This is a genomic window from Blastopirellula marina, from assembly GCF_002967765.1.
GTDB lineage: Bacteria > Planctomycetota > Planctomycetia > Pirellulales > Pirellulaceae > Bremerella > Bremerella marina_A.
This window is the reverse complement of the sequence record NZ_PUHY01000005.1, coordinates 231460-248657: the sequence shown is the minus strand read 5'-3', so window position 1 is coordinate 248657 and position 17198 is coordinate 231460. Positions and strand designations below refer to the sequence as shown.

13 protein-coding genes are annotated in these 17198 nt (G+C 54.1%); 5 read left to right on the top strand and 8 right to left on the bottom strand.

The window, feature by feature from the left end:
- Nucleotides 1–8 precede the first annotated feature (8 nt).
- Nucleotides 9–3344, bottom strand: a complete 3336-nt coding sequence (locus tag C5Y83_RS05170) for a DUF1553 domain-containing protein (protein WP_158262236.1) — start codon at nt 3342–3344, stop codon at nt 9–11.
- Between the two features lie 243 nt (nt 3345–3587).
- Between C5Y83_RS05170 and C5Y83_RS05165 the strand changes: the two genes are divergently transcribed.
- Entirely contained in the window at nt 3588–4307 is a 720-nt protein-coding gene (locus tag C5Y83_RS05165; protein ID WP_105328588.1) for a DUF1003 domain-containing protein, read from the top strand.
- A gap of 14 nt (nt 4308–4321) precedes the next feature.
- On the top strand, nt 4322–4606 hold the full coding sequence (locus tag C5Y83_RS05160) for a hypothetical protein (RefSeq protein ID WP_105328587.1): 285 nt from the start codon (nt 4322–4324) through the stop codon (nt 4604–4606).
- 192 nt (nt 4607–4798) lie between these two features.
- On the opposite strand, the gene C5Y83_RS05155 is transcribed toward C5Y83_RS05160, so the two are convergent.
- Together C5Y83_RS05155 and C5Y83_RS05150 are read right to left on the bottom strand one after the other, a co-directional pair.
- Nucleotides 4799–6763 (bottom strand): SpoIIE family protein phosphatase, encoded by a 1965-nt coding sequence (locus C5Y83_RS05155; protein ID WP_105328586.1) that lies wholly within the window; start codon nt 6761–6763, stop codon nt 4799–4801.
- 138 nt (nt 6764–6901) lie between these two features.
- Nucleotides 6902–8407, bottom strand: coding sequence for an AAA family ATPase (locus C5Y83_RS05150; RefSeq protein WP_233207109.1), 1506 nt, complete (start codon nt 8405–8407; stop codon nt 6902–6904).
- A gap of 279 nt (nt 8408–8686) precedes the next feature.
- Here C5Y83_RS05150 and acnA point away from each other — a divergent pair, with 279 nt between their 5' ends.
- From acnA to C5Y83_RS05135, 3 genes are all read left to right on the top strand, one after another.
- Entirely contained in the window at nt 8687–11398 is a 2712-nt protein-coding gene (acnA, locus tag C5Y83_RS05145; protein ID WP_105328585.1) for an aconitate hydratase AcnA, read from the top strand.
- Nucleotides 11399–11533: 135 nt separating this feature from the next.
- The gene (locus tag C5Y83_RS05140; RefSeq protein WP_105328584.1) at nt 11534–13468 is read left to right on the top strand and encodes an FAD-dependent oxidoreductase; all 1935 of its coding nucleotides are present in this window, start codon (nt 11534–11536) and stop codon (nt 13466–13468) included.
- Nucleotides 13469–13495: 27 nt separating this feature from the next.
- Entirely contained in the window at nt 13496–13924 is a 429-nt protein-coding gene (locus C5Y83_RS05135; RefSeq protein WP_105328583.1) for a GNAT family N-acetyltransferase, read from the top strand.
- Here C5Y83_RS05135 and C5Y83_RS05130 read toward each other — a convergent pair whose 3' ends face one another.
- The 5 genes from C5Y83_RS05130 to C5Y83_RS05110 all read right to left on the bottom strand — a co-directional run bounded on the left by C5Y83_RS05130 (nt 13925) and on the right by C5Y83_RS05110 (nt 17162).
- A complete protein-coding gene (locus tag C5Y83_RS05130) occupies nt 13925–14680 on the bottom strand; it encodes an SDR family oxidoreductase (protein WP_105328582.1) in 756 nt (251 codons plus the stop codon).
- Complete coding sequence (locus C5Y83_RS05125) at nt 14677–15141, bottom strand: DoxX family protein (RefSeq protein ID WP_199194990.1); 465 nt, start codon at nt 15139–15141, stop codon at nt 14677–14679. The genes C5Y83_RS05130 and C5Y83_RS05125 overlap by 4 nt, the downstream gene beginning before the upstream one ends.
- Nucleotides 15142–15155: 14 nt before the next feature.
- Nucleotides 15156–16028: an RNA polymerase sigma factor SigJ gene (gene sigJ / locus C5Y83_RS05120; RefSeq protein WP_105328581.1), complete on the bottom strand. Its 873-nt coding sequence runs from the start codon at nt 16026–16028 to the stop codon at nt 15156–15158.
- A gap of 68 nt (nt 16029–16096) precedes the next feature.
- Nucleotides 16097–16516, bottom strand: a complete 420-nt coding sequence (locus C5Y83_RS05115; protein WP_105328580.1) for a cupin domain-containing protein — start codon at nt 16514–16516, stop codon at nt 16097–16099.
- Nucleotides 16517–16682: 166 nt separating this feature from the next.
- Nucleotides 16683–17162, bottom strand: coding sequence for a hypothetical protein (locus tag C5Y83_RS05110; protein WP_146117639.1), 480 nt, complete (start codon nt 17160–17162; stop codon nt 16683–16685).
- Nucleotides 17163–17198 lie beyond the last annotated feature (36 nt).

Sequence of the window (17198 nt, the reverse complement as noted above, 5' to 3'; positions counted from 1 at the left end):
GGTCAGCGTTACTGAATGAAGAGGAACTCGTTGCTGTTGAGCAGTGCCCGGCAGAACGAATTGAGGCCTTGCTGCTGGACAAATTCGCGACTGGCGGCTAGTTCTTCGGCTGAGGGCTGACGGGCATAGCAGAACTCGAACGCCCGGACGATCCGTTGATCGAGTGACGTTCCTTCCCCCTCTAACCGCTCGGCAAAAAGTTCCGCTTGTTGTAGCAGGAACGAACTGTTGAACAAATTGAGTGCTTGCAGTGGTGTCGTCGAACGGCTTCTTTTCGCGACCGACGTTGCCGAATCAGGGCAATCGAAAAGACCGAATACGGCGTCCTTTTCCATACGGACTTTTGTCATGTAGACCATCCGCCGCCAATCGTCCGGTCCAAAGCTCTTCTTGGGGTGGTAATGCCGCACGTTCTCCGGTTCGACTTCGAAGCCGCTGAATCCAGGGCCTCCCATTCGCAAGTCGAGTACGCCACTGACTGCCAAAATTGAATCTCGAATCGGCTCAGCTTCCAGTCGCCGTGGTGGGTAACGCCACAAGAGACGCGTACCACCGTCGACCTTTAGGGCTTCCGCGTTGGGATGGCTCGATTGTTGGTAAGTGGCGGACGAGAGAATCAGGCGATGGATATGCTTCATCGACCAACCACTCTTCACCAGTTCCTCCGCCAACCAGTCCAGCAGTTGCGGGTGCGTCGGGGGAACGCCAGCTTCCCCGAAATCACTCGGTGTATCTACCAAGCCGCGTCCGAAATGAAACTGCCAGATACGGTTCACCAGCACTCGGGCGGTCAATGGATTCTCGGGGGAAGCGATCCACTCGGCCAGCTGCTTTCGTCGTTCTGCTTCCGGACTATCTTTAGCAAGCTCAAGATCGGTAAAGATCTCAGGGGCATTTGGCGCGACTTCTTCCCGCTTGGCCAGCGCTTCGCCACGATACAAGCGATGTGTCGGACCTGGCTGGATGTAATTTCCGGCGTAAACCGTTCGCGGCGTCGTAGCATTCTCCAATTGCGTCCGAGCAATTTTGAGATCAGCCAGAAGGGCTCTTCCGACAATCGCTTCGTCGGCAGCCAACTCGTCGAATCGATAAAGCCATTCGGCTGCGGGCTGTGGTGAAGCCAAGGGCAGGCGGTCCGAAGAACTAGCGATCGTCTTCCATTGAACTCCGTCAAGCGAGGCTTCAATTCGATAGCTGGTAGCAAGACGATCGGCGTAGTGTCCCTCACGATCGCGAGCCCATTCGATACGCTCAATTGGGAAAGCCTCCTTCAATTCAATCTGAACCCAGCCGGTGCCGTTGGTATCGGAAATCCAGCTATGGCGATTCGAGGACTTGCCGTCGTTGATATGTTCAAGCTTGTGAATCGGATAGCCGCTCAGGGAACCAGAAGCGGTCGGCTTGCCTCCTTCACTCGCAAGGGCCACATTCTTGCCAGCGGAGAAGATCGCTAACTCGTCCAAGCATGGCTGGCCACCGTTGGTTGCTTCGATCGTAAAGCGAACCAACTTGGCAGTTGTCGGCGATAACTTTTCGATATTGCCGGTAGCCTGAACGGCCTCACGAAAGATTGGTTTCGCAGGTGCTGTGGCGTTGGAGTCGTTTACTTTTTCCAACAGCATTACGTCAGCCGTAAGTGCCGTCCCAGTTTTGCCGCCAACCAATAAGATCTGATCGTTCGCGTCCAAGTCGGCGATGGAAGCGTTATAGAAACCACTCCACATCGGCTGACTCTTCAGTTGAACCTCGCCGTCGGCAAATTGCTGTTGATTGACAATTGCGATGATTTCCCAATCCTCGCGCGTCTGCGGGTCACCGTTGCGATCGATCACGTAGCGGGCATCTTGGCAATGCGTATCGTATCCACATCCCCACGACAACCAGACACGATACTTCCCCTCGACGTGCGGCTGCCAGGCAAGTACCGCTTCTTCCGGCTTGTGCTTCCACCACGAGTACTTGCCGCCACTGACATTGGCGTTGCGATTTGCGTCGCCAGGATCGTCGGCTTGGCCGCGCTGCGTGCCGGGGTGATTCACTCCTTTGCCAGCCAGTTGACTCAACGGCTTGACACGATCGCCAGCTGTCTCAACGGCGTCGTCGATCATGACAAACTGGCCACTCTCTTGAGGACGAAGGTACTCAGAGAGTTGCTGTTCGATGGAAGCAATCTTCTGGCGCAGTGATTCCGCTTCTTCCTGCTGCTCCTCCGATAACGGTAGCTTCATGTCGGCATGTTGAACGCCAGCGAAGATGGCTTGCATGGAATAGTAATCGGTTTGCAAAATCGGATCGAACTTATGATTGTGGCAGCGCGCACATCCGACGGTTAGACCGAGAAACGTCGTGCTGGTTGTGTTGATCATGTCGTCCAATTCGTTCTGCCGCTGCATCAGCGTCAGATTGATATCCGGACTTTTCACAATGTCGTTCGGCCCCGCGACCAAGTATCCCAACCCGATTCGATTGCCGAAACTATCACCGGCGATTTGTTCACATATAAATTGATCGTACGGTTTGTCGGCGTTCAGCGAATCAATGACGTAATCGCGGTAAGGCCACGCACCGGGCCGTTCGCGGTTGGTTTCGAAGCCATAGGTTTCCGCAAAGCGAACCAAATCGAGCCAATGGGTTGCCCAGCGTTCGCCGTAGTGACGACTGGTGAGTAAGGATTCGATGAGCTGATCGACGGCAGCTGGATCTTGGTTCCCCATGAATGCGTCAACCGACTCCGGTTCAACGGGCAGACCGAGTACGTCGAGCGACATGCGGCGGATCAAAGTTCGGCGATCCGCGGGCGGGCTGGGCACTAGTCCGTTCTCGTTTAGCTTCGCACAAATGAACTGGTCGATAGGATTTTTTGCCCAGTCACCAGCGACTTTCGGCGTCTCGATTTCTTGAACCGGCTGGAAGGCCCAGTGATCCGTAGTTCGTCGCTGTTGTTCGACCACACCGTTAGGACCTGGCCATGTCGCACCTTGATCGACCCATGCACGCAGGAGAGAGATTTGATCCGCCGATAAGGCATCGCCCTCATCTGGCGGCATTCGAAGGTCGGCTTCTAGTCCCGCGACCAATCGAATCAGATGGCTCTCGGCACTCTTTCCAACCACAACCCCAGGTTCGCCAGAATCGCCCCCGCGCAGGAGTGATGCCTTACGATCGAGACGCAAGTTGCCTTCCTGAACGTCCGCTCCGTGACAATCGTGGCACTTAGCCGTCAGAATCGGGGCGATATCTTGTTCAAAGTCGACTTGCTTTTCGGAAGGTTCGGGAAGTTCGCCCGCCATTAGCAGGACGCCCCCAAATAGGGAGAAGCAAATTGTAAGGGTCAAGCGAATCATAGGCGCATTTTTGCGGATCGAAAGTCGCAAGATGACGACGATCTTCAGGTGGGACATCGAAAGGAGGGATACCCGCACAATACACTAAGTGCCCCGTTTATGGCAATCTTTTTTTGCTTCGGGCACAACATGATCGAGCCGTAGCAGGCTCAACTTCGGCTCTACAGCTCATGCGGCCGGATCGATAGAATTCAAGGCAAATCAACGACCATCCCGTTTTTCTTAGGCAATCAGGATCGGCAAATGAGTAAGCGGCGTGCGGCAACCTGCCAGTGTTCGATTTGTCATCAAACAAGACCGTGTTCTGACGTCGCTCCTGGCGAATCAATCCGAGAAGCGATCGCGACCGAGATTCAGAAGCAAACGCCCGCCTGGAACAGCGATCAGCCGGTCTGTACCTCATGCCTGAATCAGTTTCGCGCGGAGCACTTTCGCCATTTATTGGAGGAAGAGAAAGGAGAGCTTTCTGATTTAGAAATGCGGGTACTAGACAGCCTTCGCGAGCAGGATTCGATCGCGGCGAACGTCAACGAGAAGTTTGATCAGCAACTGAGTCTTGGCGATCGAATCTCAGACCAACTGGCCAACTTCGGAGGAAGCTGGGCATTTTTAATCCTGTTTGCGGCGGTGGTGCTGATCTGGATGTTATTCAATGGGATCCTGATCGCCCAGGAAGCATTCGATCCCTATCCGTTCATTTTGCTGAACCTAGTGCTATCGTGCCTGGCAGCGATTCAAGCTCCGGTGATCTTGATGAGTCAAAATCGCCAGGAAGCGAAAGACCGGTTACGATCGGAGTACGACTTTCAAGTCAACTTTCGGGCAGAGCTCGAGATTCGATTGCTGCACACCAAGCTCGATCAATTGCTCTCGCATCAGTGGCAGCGACTTTTAGAAATTCAACAGTTGCAGTTGGAGCTGATGGAAGAATTGGCCGAACGTCGCGACAAACCAAGTTCATAGAGAGAATCTTCATCTTGTACTTTCTAGTCCTCGCGATTTGCTCGCTTTCGTTTGGTGTGGGAGGCGTAGTCGGTGGCTTATGGTTACGACACGGCATTCTGAATTGGGACCAAGTCGTTCTCTCGCTCTGTTTGTTATTCATTCCCTCTCTAGCGATCCTGTCGGCTCATTTCATGTTGATACTCACCACAGCATGGCTGAAAGTCCGATATGTTCCCATCGACTTCGCCCTAGCTTTCTTCGCCTGTGCCGCGCAACTTACAACCGGACTCTACATTGGCAAGGAAATCTACTTCTAATCCGCGTGCAGGTGTCTAGGCCCCTCGCGCATGCCTACGTATCGCAGCCGCGATAAAGTTCGTATCCCTAAGCCGGATCATTCTGCCGTCAAACGGCGAAACCGTCACAGGCAGGGAAGAGGGCACGCGTCCAGGCCAAACCAGCAAGTTTCAGCACTTGGTCGAATTAGACGGGGCCATGGCAAATCAGGTTTACAGAACCTTCGCCACAACAAACGTGAGATCGTCGTCTTGCGAGTTGGCTCCACGGAACATGGCGAGGGATTGGCGAATTGCTTGGCTGATTTCTTCGGCCGATTTGCTGGCGTTTTCGCGGAGCACTTGCTGAAGCCGTTCTTTGCCATATTGGTCCCCCTGTTCGTTCATTGTCTCTTCCAAGCCGTCCGTGGTGGCCAGCAAGATGGTGCCCGATTTGATACCAGGTTGCCAGTACTCGGAATAGGTTTCTCCTTCGACCAAGCCCAACGGAAGACCACCGCCGTCGAATTCCGGAAAGCTGTCGTCACCTGGCGTGTAGATGATCGGTGGTCCGTGACCGGCGGATGCCCAGCGCAAGGTATCTTTCTTCGCCGAAAGATTGACCAGAAGCATGGTCATGAAACGCTCGCCCTGAGTATCAACGACCAGCATTTCATTTAAGTGCTTCAGGAAGTCGGCCAGTGAACCAGGCACCGCACACCGACTTCGCAAAATGCCGCGCGCGGTCGCCATGAGCAAAGCGGCCGCCACACCGTGTCCCATCACGTCGCCGATTACAATCACGGCGGTATCTTGATCGCAGCCAGAGACGTCCAGAAAGTCGAAGTAGTCGCCGCCTGTCTCGTCGCAATAGGTGCTATGCCCGGCGATGTCGAGTCCGTTGAAGCTCGGAGATTCGGTTGGCAATAGATTGCGTTGGACTTCCATCGCCAGCGAAAGGGATTTCTGCATCCGCATTCGGTCTTGTAGCCCCTCGGCCATCGTGTTGATGGCGGTGGCTAATTGCATGTACTCTGGCGCGTGTTGCATTTCGATGCGCGTATCAAGATCGCCTTGACCAATACGACGCACCGACGAGACAATCCGCGTCAACGGTTCGACCAACCACCGGGCAGCGATGAAGCCTAGACCGATCGCCAGTACGACAGCCACAAGGCTCGTCGACCAACTGCGGGCGAATTCGCTTTGAATATCGCCAATAAAATCTTCTTCTGGAACGATCGTGACTAACGTCCAGTTCAGTCCTACTTCCTGGCCCACTTCCGACGCATGCAAGTAATAATTCCTGCCGTCCACGGTCAGGTGCGAATTGGAATCGTTGGCGAATGTACTTCCTTCGAGATACTTCCCCACGGTCGCGACCAAAGGGCTTTTCGATTCCGATGCCAACACTCGTTTTCCGTTGGCCTGAACAATTTTCGTCTCGTTCGACACCGCGAGCAACCGTTTGTCGGGCGAGACCAAGAGCGCCATCCCCGTCTTACCAAACTTCAATTTCTCTAAGTAACTCGATAAATCGTTCAGCGAGAAATCGGCATCGATCACACCGATTAGCTGATTGCCACCGAAGATCGGGATGCCATACGAAATGCCGAGCGTCTTATCGTCGGCATTCTCGCCGCCAACCCACACGTACGGTTCGCTCCACGTTGCTCGTCGCAGTTCGCTCGGGGCTTGGTACCATGGCCGGCTCTTCAGATTAAAGTCGAACGAACTGCGTGAACCAGGCACCACATCGCCATCAGCATCCAGCTTCCACTGGCTCATCTCTGGTTGATCCGGATCTTGCTTGACAGCCCAATAGATATCGCCATTGGCATAGCGGCTGACCCAAGCAGTACGCCCATCGGCACTTCCCCACGAGATGGCACTCAGCACATCAAACGACTGCGACTCGCGCACGAAGGTCGGTCGCCAAGTTGAAAGATCGTCGGGGGACAGACTGCGTGAGGAGATTAGATGTTGATTCAAACGGCAAACACGCACCGGAATCGACAGAACATCCGCGATTTTATCGGCAGTTGCCGTGTGAATTTGTTCGAGGTCTTGCTTGGCTAGTTGGGTGATCGCGTGTTGCGATTGGTGATTCCAAGCCAACGACAGCCACAGACCGATCGCCAGGACAGGAACGCCAAACAATAGTGGCGCAAGAACTTTAATCGGGATACGAGTAAACATCGAAATCCATCTGGCCGGGCAGAGCAAAAGGCGAAGCAAGCAGCCTGACGATAAGCCTATTGAAGTTGCAAAGCAAGCTGTCTTCTTGGCAATGTTTGCTTATCGTGTGGCGATTTGCAGCCAAATCGCTCGGTTCACTTACATCACGGCGAAATAATTATCGACGGCATTGTCGAAATGTTGCTTCGACAGGGCGAGCGGGGCGTTTTCGTACAGACACATGTTGCGGACCTGCATCAGTAGGTCGCGTGGCTGACAACAACGGAACGGTCGATTCACCTTGCGATAGTGGGTCTCGATTAGATGGTCGATCGCCTCTTCGTTGTAGGTGAAGCCCAGCATCGGGCACATGATGTCGAACAGCTGACGGAATTCCGACTCGGTGGGATCGATCACTTCGATCTTGTATGGAATACGTCGCAGGAACGCGTCGTCGCACAAGTCGCGTGGTTCGAGGTTCGTCGAGAAGACGATCAATTGGTCGAATGGAACCTGAATTTTCTTACCACCACGCATGTTAAGAAAGTCATACCGTTTTTCGAGCGGCACAATCCAGCGATTGAGCAGTTCGTCCGTACTCATACGTTGACGCCCAAAGTCGTCGATCACCAGCGTGCCGCAGTTACTCTTCAGCTGTAGCGGGGCTTCGCTCACGCCGGTTGCCTGGATGGTGCTGATTTCCAGGTTGTCCATGGTTAATTCACCACCGACCACGATTGTTGGCCGCTTGATGCGTACCCAGCGGCGGTCGATACGATGCTGTTGCAAGATGCCTGGGCCATCTTCCAAGGGAACTTCGTCGTGGACGGCCGGGTCGAACACACGAAGGATTTCCCCTTCGATGCCGATTGCTCGGGGAACCCAAATATAACGGCCGAACGCGCGGGTAACACGTTCCGCAATGCTCGTCTTACCGTTACCGGGGGCTCCGTAAAGGAACAAACCGCGACCGCTATTAATCGCGGGCCCCAGTCGGCGGAACATGGCCTTGTTGATCAACAGATCCTCAAAGGCGTTCTCCAGAGCATCGATGCTAGGCGATTGACCCTCCAGCGATTGAGCCCGCACGCTGTCGATATAGTCTTTGAGCGAAACCGGAGCAGATCCGTAATAGGTGCAGTGTTCGTTGTAGCGACGAGCCCGTTCGCGGCCCAAATCGGTCAGGAAGTAGACATAGTCTCCGGCCTGGGCAGTGTCTTTGTAGACCACCAATTGGTCGTACTTCATCTTCCGCAAACACTCGTCCAAAACGAGGAACGGCAGGCAAAGCTGGGCAGCGATCTCGCGTCCGGAAGCCTCGCCCGCGGTCAGCAGGAATTTAAGGCAGAGTGCTTCGACGTCGGTCCCGGTCAACTGCGCTTCGCGCAGCGATTGGGGCTCGCAAGGGTAGAAGGGAGTGTCATGATCTTCCAGCAAGACCTCCGCTTCCTCGACCTTTTCCTCCGGAGTTTGGGCGTAAATGCCTTCGTCGTCCGAGCCCTTACTGGTCATGCTGTTGATCCGAGAGATCATCGCCTCGAGCGACTTATCCTCCTCATCTTCGGGGGAAATCGCTTCGACAAGATCCCAGGAATCGTCCTTTTCGGAGTTTCCAGGTACTTCACCAGCCAGTTGAGACAGCAGATTTTTAAGCGGGTCGGACATCGATAAGGTCTTTGTCTGGTTCGCGTTTGGACAAATCGAGAGTAGAAGGTTCGTGGAAAGCCTAGGTCATTCTGGGCGAGAATCAACTTTCCCACACTCTCTATTCGACCTAAGCGTCACAAACGGACCATTGGTCGCGAAATTGCTGCTCAGGACCCGTCAAATAGCCCCGGAAGGAGGTGAAAAGATCCCTGGAAGACAACTCGTTTTTGTTTCGCTAAAATCTGGGCAGCTACCGATTTGCCTCTAGAAGATACGAAAAAAGAAAGAACGAGTACGATGACCGCAAAGTTCGACCCGTTTGGCGCTCGAGACGTGTTTTCCACCGCGGAAGGGGACTTAGGAATCTACCGAATTCGCAAGTTGCAGGACGCTGGTTTGGGGGACATCGACAAGCTTCCGTTCTCTATCCGCGTTTTGCTGGAATCTGTGCTCCGCAACTGCGATGACTACATCGTCTCGGAAGATGACGTGAAATCTCTGGCCGCTTGGGATGCCACCAATCCCGAACCGTCCGAAATCCCATTCATGCCTGCCCGCGTTGTTCTGCAGGACTTTACCGGCGTTCCATGCGTGGTCGACCTGGCGGCTATGCGAAGTGCCATGCAGCGGCTGGGGGGTGACCCGGCGAAGATTAACCCGCTGATTCCGGTCGACTTGGTGATCGACCACTCGGTTCAAGTCGACAAATTTGGCACTGACCACGCGCTGGAAGAGAACGTCGCCCTTGAGTTCCATCGCAACAAGGAACGCTACGAATTTCTCCGCTGGGGGCAGAAGTCCCTTAAGAACTTTTCGGCGATTCCGCCTAATGTTGGAATCGTTCACCAAGTGAACCTGGAATACTTGGCCAAGGGCGTCTTCGTTCGCGAAGATGAAAAGGGCAAGGTTGCGCTGCCAGACTCGCTGGTCGGTACCGATAGCCACACCACCATGATCAACGGCCTGGGCGTTGTTGGCTGGGGTGTAGGTGGTATTGAAGCGGAAGCGGTCATGTTGGGACAGCCGATCTACATGCTCACGCCCCAAGTCGTCGGCTTCGAACTGACCGGCAAGCTGGGTCCAGGTGTCACGGCAACCGACATGGTGCTGACGATCACTCAGATCCTTCGTAAAGAAGGTGTCGTTGGCAAGTTCGTCGAGTTTTACGGACCTGGTGTTTCCCACATGAGCCTGGCCGACCGAGCCACCATCGCCAACATGGCGCCAGAATATGGTGCCACAATGGGCTTCTTCCCGGTCGACGGCGAAACGCTTAACTACTTGCGTCGCACTGGCCGCACCGCCGGGGAAGTCGATCGCGTGGAACGCTATACCAAGGAACAAGGCCTGTTCCGTACCGACGACATGGCCCCAACTTACACGGCGACCGTTTCGCTCGACCTTTCGACCGTCGAGCCATCCTTGGCTGGTCCAAAGCGTCCACAAGACCGCGTTGCTCTGAAAAGCATGAAGAGCGAATTCCAGAAGTCGCTAGTAACGCCTCCTAACGAACGCGGTTTTGGTCTCGAGCAAGCAGAACTGTCGCGTACCGCTACCGTCGAAGACAACGGCAAGTCGAGCGACATCGGTCATGGTAGCGTGGTGATCGCTGCAATCACCAGTTGCACCAACACCAGCAACCCCAGCGTGATGCTGGCCGCTGGTTTGCTGGCCAAGAAGGCTGCCGAAAAGGGCTTGTCGGTCAAACCGTACGTGAAGACCAGCCTCGCCCCTGGCTCGCGTGTCGTGACTGACTACCTCGTTAAAGCTGAACTAATGGACGACCTGGAGAAGCTGGGCTTCAACCTCGTCGGCTACGGCTGCACCACTTGTATTGGTAACAGTGGTCCGCTGCCTGATCCGGTTGCCAACGCGGTGACCAAGGGTTCGCTGGTTGCCTCCGCCGTACTCAGCGGTAATCGCAACTTTGAAGGACGTGTCAATCCACATGTGAAAGCCAACTACTTGGCCAGCCCGCCTTTGGTGGTCGCTTACGCGTTGGCCGGTACGGTCGATATCGATCTCGACAAAGAACCGCTCGGTACCTCGGCTGACGGCAAGGACGTTTACCTGAAGGATATCTGGCCAACTAACGAAGAGATCTTGGAAACCATCGAGAAGGCGATCACGCCTGAAATGTTCCAAGAGCGATACAACAGCGCGTACGAATCGAACCCGAACTGGAATGCGATTTCGGTTCCTGATTCCGAGCTTTATACGTGGGACTCTGACAGCACTTACATCCAGGAGCCACCGTTCCTGGACGACGTGAAGGAAACGATCGATCCGATCGAGCCAATTTCCGGTGCTCGCGTGTTGGCTTTGCTGGGTGATTCGGTCACAACCGACCACATCTCACCTGCCGGTGCAATCGCCAAAGATAGCCCGGCCGGTCGTTACCTAATGGAACATGGCGTCGAACCGGTCGACTTCAACAGCTACGGCTCCCGCCGCGGTAACGACCGCGTGATGCACCGTGGCACGTTCGCCAACATCCGCATCCGTAACCGCTTGACCCCTGAAAAAGAAGGGGGTTATACCAAGTGCTTTGTCAACGGCGAAACGATGTCGATCTTCGATGCCGCCGAGATCTACAAGACCGAGGGAACTCCGCTTGTCGTGATCGCCGGTAAAGAATACGGCACCGGTAGCTCGCGTGACTGGGCCGCCAAGGGAACGTTCATGCTGGGCGTGAAGGCTGTGATCGCTTCTAGCTTCGAGCGAATCCACCGTAGCAACTTGATCGGTATGGGCGTGCTGCCGCTCGAATTTCCAGGGGACGAGTCGTGGGAATCGCTCGGCTTGACCGGTGAAGAGACTTACGACATCTACGTTTCTGATGATCTGAAGCCCCTGCAAAAGGTGACCGTCTCAGCTAAGAACGCGGCTGGCGAAGTGACCACTTTCGATGCGTTGGTTCGCATCGATACACCGGTCGAACTCGACTACTACCGCAACGGTGGTATCTTGCAGACGGTGCTGCTGAAGTTGCTCAAAGCAGCTAAGTAACGCCTGTACGTAAAATCGAATAGAAAAACGGCAGTGGGAAGACTAAGTTGGGGAGATCCTCAACCAATCTCCACTGCCTTTTTTCGTTTCTTGCTCACGGTGAACGGCAGACGAGCTCAGCCCCAGGTTCTCTCCATGCGAATCGGAATTGTTTGTCTTATGGTCGTCTTGGCGATTGCTCCATCCGTTCTCGCCCAGTCTAAGCAAATCGAAACAGAGGTCTGCGTCTACGGCGCAACTCCGGCTGGGATTCTCGCGGCAATCGCTGTGAAGCGGGCAGGGCACCAAGTTGTCATCGTCGAACCCAGCCGCTGGGTCGGCGGAATGCTAGGCGCTGGTCTCAAGCCAATGCAGGACTGCCCCAACCACAACGCGACCGGCGGTATGACGAAGCACTTGCTGCTCAGCCTCGGCCAACCTGAGGAAGACGCTCCGCGGCTTTCAACACGCGAGCTAAGCCCGTTGGAGATCAGGCAGGACTTTCTGGATTTGCTATCGCGTTATGAGGTGCCTGTTTACTTTGACCATCGCTACCACGGATCCCAAAACCACGTAAGCCACACCTATCTGAACGATGGATCGGAAGTGATCCGCAGTTCCATTCTGGATGTTAAATTCGATTTGGCCAAGTTCGACGACCTAGGCCGACCGGTCGTCAAACGACAAAAGAAGCTGAATCTAATTGTAAAAGCCAAGATCTTTGTCGATGCCAGCTACGAAGGCACATTGATGGCGTGGCAAGCAAGCACTCGCAAGGGACGCGAGTCAATTGAAGAGTTCGGGGAAGAATTGGCCGGTGTCCGGCCCCCGGTACTGATGACACCGATCGATCCTTACATCACGCCGGGCGATCCTGAAAGTGGACTCTTGGATTTCATTCAAGAGGATCACGGCAAACCGATCGGTGCCGCGGACGAGAATACACAGGCCTACAACTATCGCTACTTCACCACGAGCGTCCCAGAGAACCGTCTGTCGATCAAGCCACCAAAAGACTACGATCCGCAGCACTATGAACTAGTCGGCCGTTATGTCGAATACCTGAAGCAACAACATACGAAAAAGAGCGATCTACATAAGGCCCTAGTCGGTATTTGCCCAGGTTGGATGAACGCAGGTGAGTGGAATTACCAGCGTAATTCGCTGATTTCCATGGCCCCACTCGCGGTTGCGCCACAGTATGACTACGGATTCGATCCACTGCTGTGGCAAGAGCACCAGGATTATCTGAGCGGGCTGTTCCATTTCATGCGAACCGATCCACGTGTTCCTGATTGGTATCGCGTAGAAATCTCCGAACTTGGTCTCGACAAACGTTATCATCCTGAAACGGCTGGCTGGCCGCATCAACTTTACATTCGTGTCGCACGGCGATTACAGGGACGTTATACGATAACTGCTCACGATGTATTCAATCGCACGACCATCGACGATCCCATTGGATTGGCACAGTATGGAATCGATACTTATCCTTCACGCCGAATCGTTGTCAAGAAGGACGGAAAGACCTACGTCGCCAACGAAGGAAATATGTTCATCGGTGGCAACAAGGGGCCGACTAACGTTCCCTATCCTATTCCGTATAGAGCGATCACACCAAAGCCGGAAGACTGCACCAACTTGCTGGTACCAGTGTGCTTTTCGGCCAGCCACCTAGGGTATGCCTCGGCGCGAATGGAACCTGTTTTCATGATCTGTGGTGAATCGGCCGGTATCGCAGCGGTTCAGGCCATTGAGGAAGACGTACCGGTGCAAGAGATCGACATGACCCGCTACCAGAAATCGCTTCTTGCTGCCGGGCAGAAATTGACGTGGGATCCAGCCGCCGATCAACCAAGTGGTTCGACGGCTTCGTCGAAACTCGATTTCGAGCGATTGCTGAAAGAGTGCGACACCAATGAGGACAAACTCGTCAGCGCCGCAGAATGGAACACTGGCAAATCAGGCTGGGAATTTCTGTTTTCGTTCATCGATCAAGATGAGAACCATCAAATCGCTGAGGACGAATACGATCGGTTCCAACGGTACAAAGCGGAACATCCCGACTGGCAGAAGCAGCTTAAGAAGTAGTCGGTGGAACGGAGTCCAAAGTAGATCATGCAAATTGAAATCGCCCGCCCCAAGCAAGAAGGCGTGGAAGACGCCATTTCGGCGTTGCTCGCACAAAATTCTCGCGAGACAGGCTTCGTCTATGCACCGCAGCCGGTCGTCTTGAAGATAAACGACGAGGGACAAACGGTAGCGGGGCTGGTCGGTCACACGAACTGGGAGTGGCTTTACATCGAAACCTTGGCGGTTGATCCAAAGCTACGCGGAAAAGGATGGGGACGCAAGCTCGTCGCGGAGGCCGAGCGAATTGCGATTGAACGTCAGTGTCGCGGTGCTTGGGTCGACACGTTCTCGTTCCAGTCTCCCGACTTTTACAAGCGACTGGGCTATCTGCCGTTTGGCGAATTAGCAGACTATCCGACTGGGCAGAAACGAGTTTTTCTCCGTAAAGTCTTCACCGTGCCGGTTACGCCGTGATCACACTCTCATGGCATTGTTTTCCAACCAAGCTGCCAACGTTTGCTCGCCGCGAACGTAGTCGCCCATGGGAACGATCGAATCCTCGCTCAGCGGCGTTCCAAAATAAATGGCATCTGGATCGGTAGTTACCTGACGCGGATCCGAGCTTGCGATTAGTGCTTGTTGCACCGCTTGATCGATTCGAAGTCGCTCAGGACCGGCCAGATCGATGATGGCATTTGCTGGGGATCGAAGTGCAACATTTGCCAAAAACTGGGTGACCTCTAGCGCGGCAATCGGCTGGATCGGGGCAGGGGGAAGCGTGACAATTCCATTTACCACTGAGGCATCCGCAATGCCGGTGAGAAACTCATGGAATTGAGTCGCTCGTACGATCGTATACGGAACATTTCCAGCAACGATTCGCTTCTCCTGAGCGACTTTTGCCCGCATATAGCCGCTTGCTGGAATTCGATCACAACCGACGATCGACAAGGCGACGTGATGTCCTACGCCAGTCGTCGCTTCGGCCGCCAGAAGGTTCTTCGTGGACGTATCGAAGAAAGCCATCACATCGTCATCGGCAAACGAAGGCGAATTGGTTACATCGACCACAGCATCAGCGCCGGCTAGAACCGCTTCGACTCCTTCGCCAGTTACAGCATTCACGCCAGTGCTGGGCGAAGCTGCGATTGCGGTGTGCCCTTGTTCTCTCAGGAGCTGAACCAAGCGAGTACCGATGAGCCCGCGACCTCCCATGACAACAATTTTCATCGGACTTGCTCCTTTACTTCAGGATTAGATTCAAAAGTTTTTGTGCTGGCATACTGGTTAACGGCGAACAGCAAATAGGCAGCACTCGCTGCTGAAGCGACCGAGTAGTCGAGTGGTGGTTTCGGTCCGAATGCCAACAGCATCGTCGTCGTGAATAAGGTCAGCAGTACGCCTGCCGCTAGAGCGAACCACCTTAATTGCCACCCAATGAGCAGCCCCGCGGCAATCATGATTTCACAGATCGTCGCGATCCATCCGATTGGCGAAACCAAACTGGCAGGGAGATACCAGTTGAGCAAAGCGACATACGCTTCGTAGTTTTCAATGTTTCCCCAGACGACGCCTTCGTTGCCGTACGAACCCCACAATCCAAAGCGGTCGGCGACAGCAGAAAGGAATGCAGCGGCAAGGGTCAAACGTACCAACCAACTGGCCGCTCGAATCAAACGATCTTCTGACATTCATTTTCTCTGAGTTAAATGATTTCAACCGACTGCCAACGAGTTAGCTTGTCGGGGTTGCGAGTAATGTAGATGGCCTTCACGCCTTGTTCGATGTGGATCGACATGACCTGAATTAGTTCGCCGTTCAAACTGACTTCCCAGCCGGGCATTCCATTGACAGTGGTCGGCTTGAGATCAAAGGGACGAATCTTTCGGAAGATGCCGATCAAATACTTCGCAGCCCGCGTCTTTCCATCGATGACGACACGAGCAGCAAATACCTTTCCACCGCCATCGGAATGAACTTGAATGTCGTCAGAAAGCAGCTTCTCAACTTGTGCCAAGTCTCCGCTATTGCAGGCCGCGAGAAACGTTTCGGTGAACTGATCAGCCGACTTCAACTCTGCGGAAAAACGGGGATTTTCAAGGCCAACGTGTCGTCTGGCTCGGCTGACTAACTGACGGACGGCGGCCTCAGATTTCTGAACTATCTCCGCGATCGCAGCGTATTCGTAATCGAACACGACACGTAATAGAAATGCGGCTCGCTCTTCTGGCGACAGGCGTTCGAGCATCAGCAGAAACGCCTGACTCAATGATTCGGAGACGTCACTTAATTGACCCCGTGTATCGATCGGCTCAGGCACCCACGGTCCGACATAAGTGTTTCGACTTCGCTGACGCAAGATATCGATACAACGTCGTGTGGTCGCCCGAATCAGAAAACCTTCGGGCGAATGCACATCCGCAGTAGCCTGCAATCGAAGAAATGCATCTTGAACGGCGTCTTCGGCATCGACCACACTGCCCAGCATTCGATAAGCGATCGACATCATTCGTATCCGCATCCGGGCGAATTCATCCGGATCGGTGGTGTCTTGCTTATTAGGAAGCTGAGCGTTCATAGGTTTCTACCAAACCAACCGAAGAGGGACCCGACATTTGACCTCGGAGCGGCGATCGAAGATTTGCGTTACTTAGAATCGGGAATGGCTAACTCTTTGGCGTCTCGCGGGTGCACGACTACGGCGATTAAGCGGGTTGGTTTTTCGTCGGATGGATTTTTGGAAACGCGGTGTAGACAACCGGTTGGCTCGTAAAACGTTTCACCGGTATGAAAGATTTTTGTTGGCTTGTCGTCGACCCCCAGTTCGTAGTCTCCTTCGAGTACATATCCAAACACTGGCCCCGGATGACGATGCGGCATCCCGGCGTCGCCGGGTGCGATGGTCACTTCAACCACGGAGACACGCGATTCGTGCGCATCGAGCTTTTCTTGGATGTCTTGAGCCCCGATGAGCTTAACACGCTCGCCTTTGTGCGTGGAATCACCGGCGGCGTAGCCGATTGCAGTGGAAGCTCCAACCAAAAGAATTAACAGAAAGATTCGCATGATGTTCCCTGGTTTCGTCGAAAAAGAATACTATCGTGTGGGACAGTTGTCCTGACACTGATAGAAGGACGAATGGGACCGGTCCGTTGTGACGGATTAGCGAATTTTTATGAGAAAAGATGAGACATCCGACCGGTAGGAGAGATCCCGGGGGCTGCCGAAGTGCTTAGTCAATCGAAAGCGATCGATGATGGAAGTGCTGAATCGCCTGATTCGGCGACAAATTAAAGATCACTCGGGGGCAAGCGATCCATCGGACGCCGTTGTATTCAAAGAAACCCGTGGCGGCACGCAAAACGCCGACAGCTTCGACATCTTCCATATCGCCACCTTGGATTGCCTCGAACTGCACGGTTATGGAAATGAAGGCCCGCAAAAGCCCAATTTCCTCATCAAATGCGAAATGGACGTCATCGTCGAATTCGCAATCTACCCACCGCAGCCCACGTGGCTTGCCACTCGAAGCAGCCGCTTTCATGAACTCGGTCTCCAGCCATTCGCGTCGTAGACGGAAAAGCTGCTTTGCGTGCTCTTGATTGATTCCTTGAAGATGATGTTGCCGGCTGGATTGAAAGCCTTCAAAGCCAACCACTACGCCAGCAAATACGACAAAGACCGCAAGAGAAATCCCAATCCCTAATAACATGGTCGTCATCCTAAGCCACAGGTCGTTCGGGCGCGG

Excerpts from the sequence above, each read along its gene's own strand:
- C5Y83_RS05170 (WP_158262236.1), bottom strand. The coding sequence starts at position 3,344 with ATGATTCGCTTGACCCTTACAATTTGCTTCTCCCTATTTGGGGGCGTC.
- C5Y83_RS05165 (WP_105328588.1), top strand. The coding sequence starts at position 3,588 with ATGAGTAAGCGGCGTGCGGCAACCTGCCAGTGTTCGATTTGTCATCAA.
- C5Y83_RS05155 (WP_105328586.1), bottom strand. The coding sequence starts at position 6,763 with ATGTTTACTCGTATCCCGATTAAAGTTCTTGCGCCACTATTGTTTGGC.
- C5Y83_RS05150 (WP_233207109.1), bottom strand. The coding sequence starts at position 8,407 with ATGTCCGACCCGCTTAAAAATCTGCTGTCTCAACTGGCTGGTGAAGTA.
- acnA (WP_105328585.1), top strand. The coding sequence starts at position 8,687 with ATGACCGCAAAGTTCGACCCGTTTGGCGCTCGAGACGTGTTTTCCACC.
- C5Y83_RS05140 (WP_105328584.1), top strand. The coding sequence starts at position 11,534 with ATGCGAATCGGAATTGTTTGTCTTATGGTCGTCTTGGCGATTGCTCCA.
- C5Y83_RS05135 (WP_105328583.1), top strand. The coding sequence starts at position 13,496 with ATGCAAATTGAAATCGCCCGCCCCAAGCAAGAAGGCGTGGAAGACGCC.
- C5Y83_RS05130 (WP_105328582.1), bottom strand. The coding sequence starts at position 14,680 with ATGAAAATTGTTGTCATGGGAGGTCGCGGGCTCATCGGTACTCGCTTG.
- C5Y83_RS05125 (WP_199194990.1), bottom strand. The coding sequence starts at position 15,141 with ATGTCAGAAGATCGTTTGATTCGAGCGGCCAGTTGGTTGGTACGTTTG.
- sigJ (WP_105328581.1), bottom strand. The coding sequence starts at position 16,028 with ATGAACGCTCAGCTTCCTAATAAGCAAGACACCACCGATCCGGATGAA.
- C5Y83_RS05115 (WP_105328580.1), bottom strand. The coding sequence starts at position 16,516 with ATGCGAATCTTTCTGTTAATTCTTTTGGTTGGAGCTTCCACTGCAATC.
- C5Y83_RS05110 (WP_146117639.1), bottom strand. The coding sequence starts at position 17,162 with ATGTTATTAGGGATTGGGATTTCTCTTGCGGTCTTTGTCGTATTTGCT.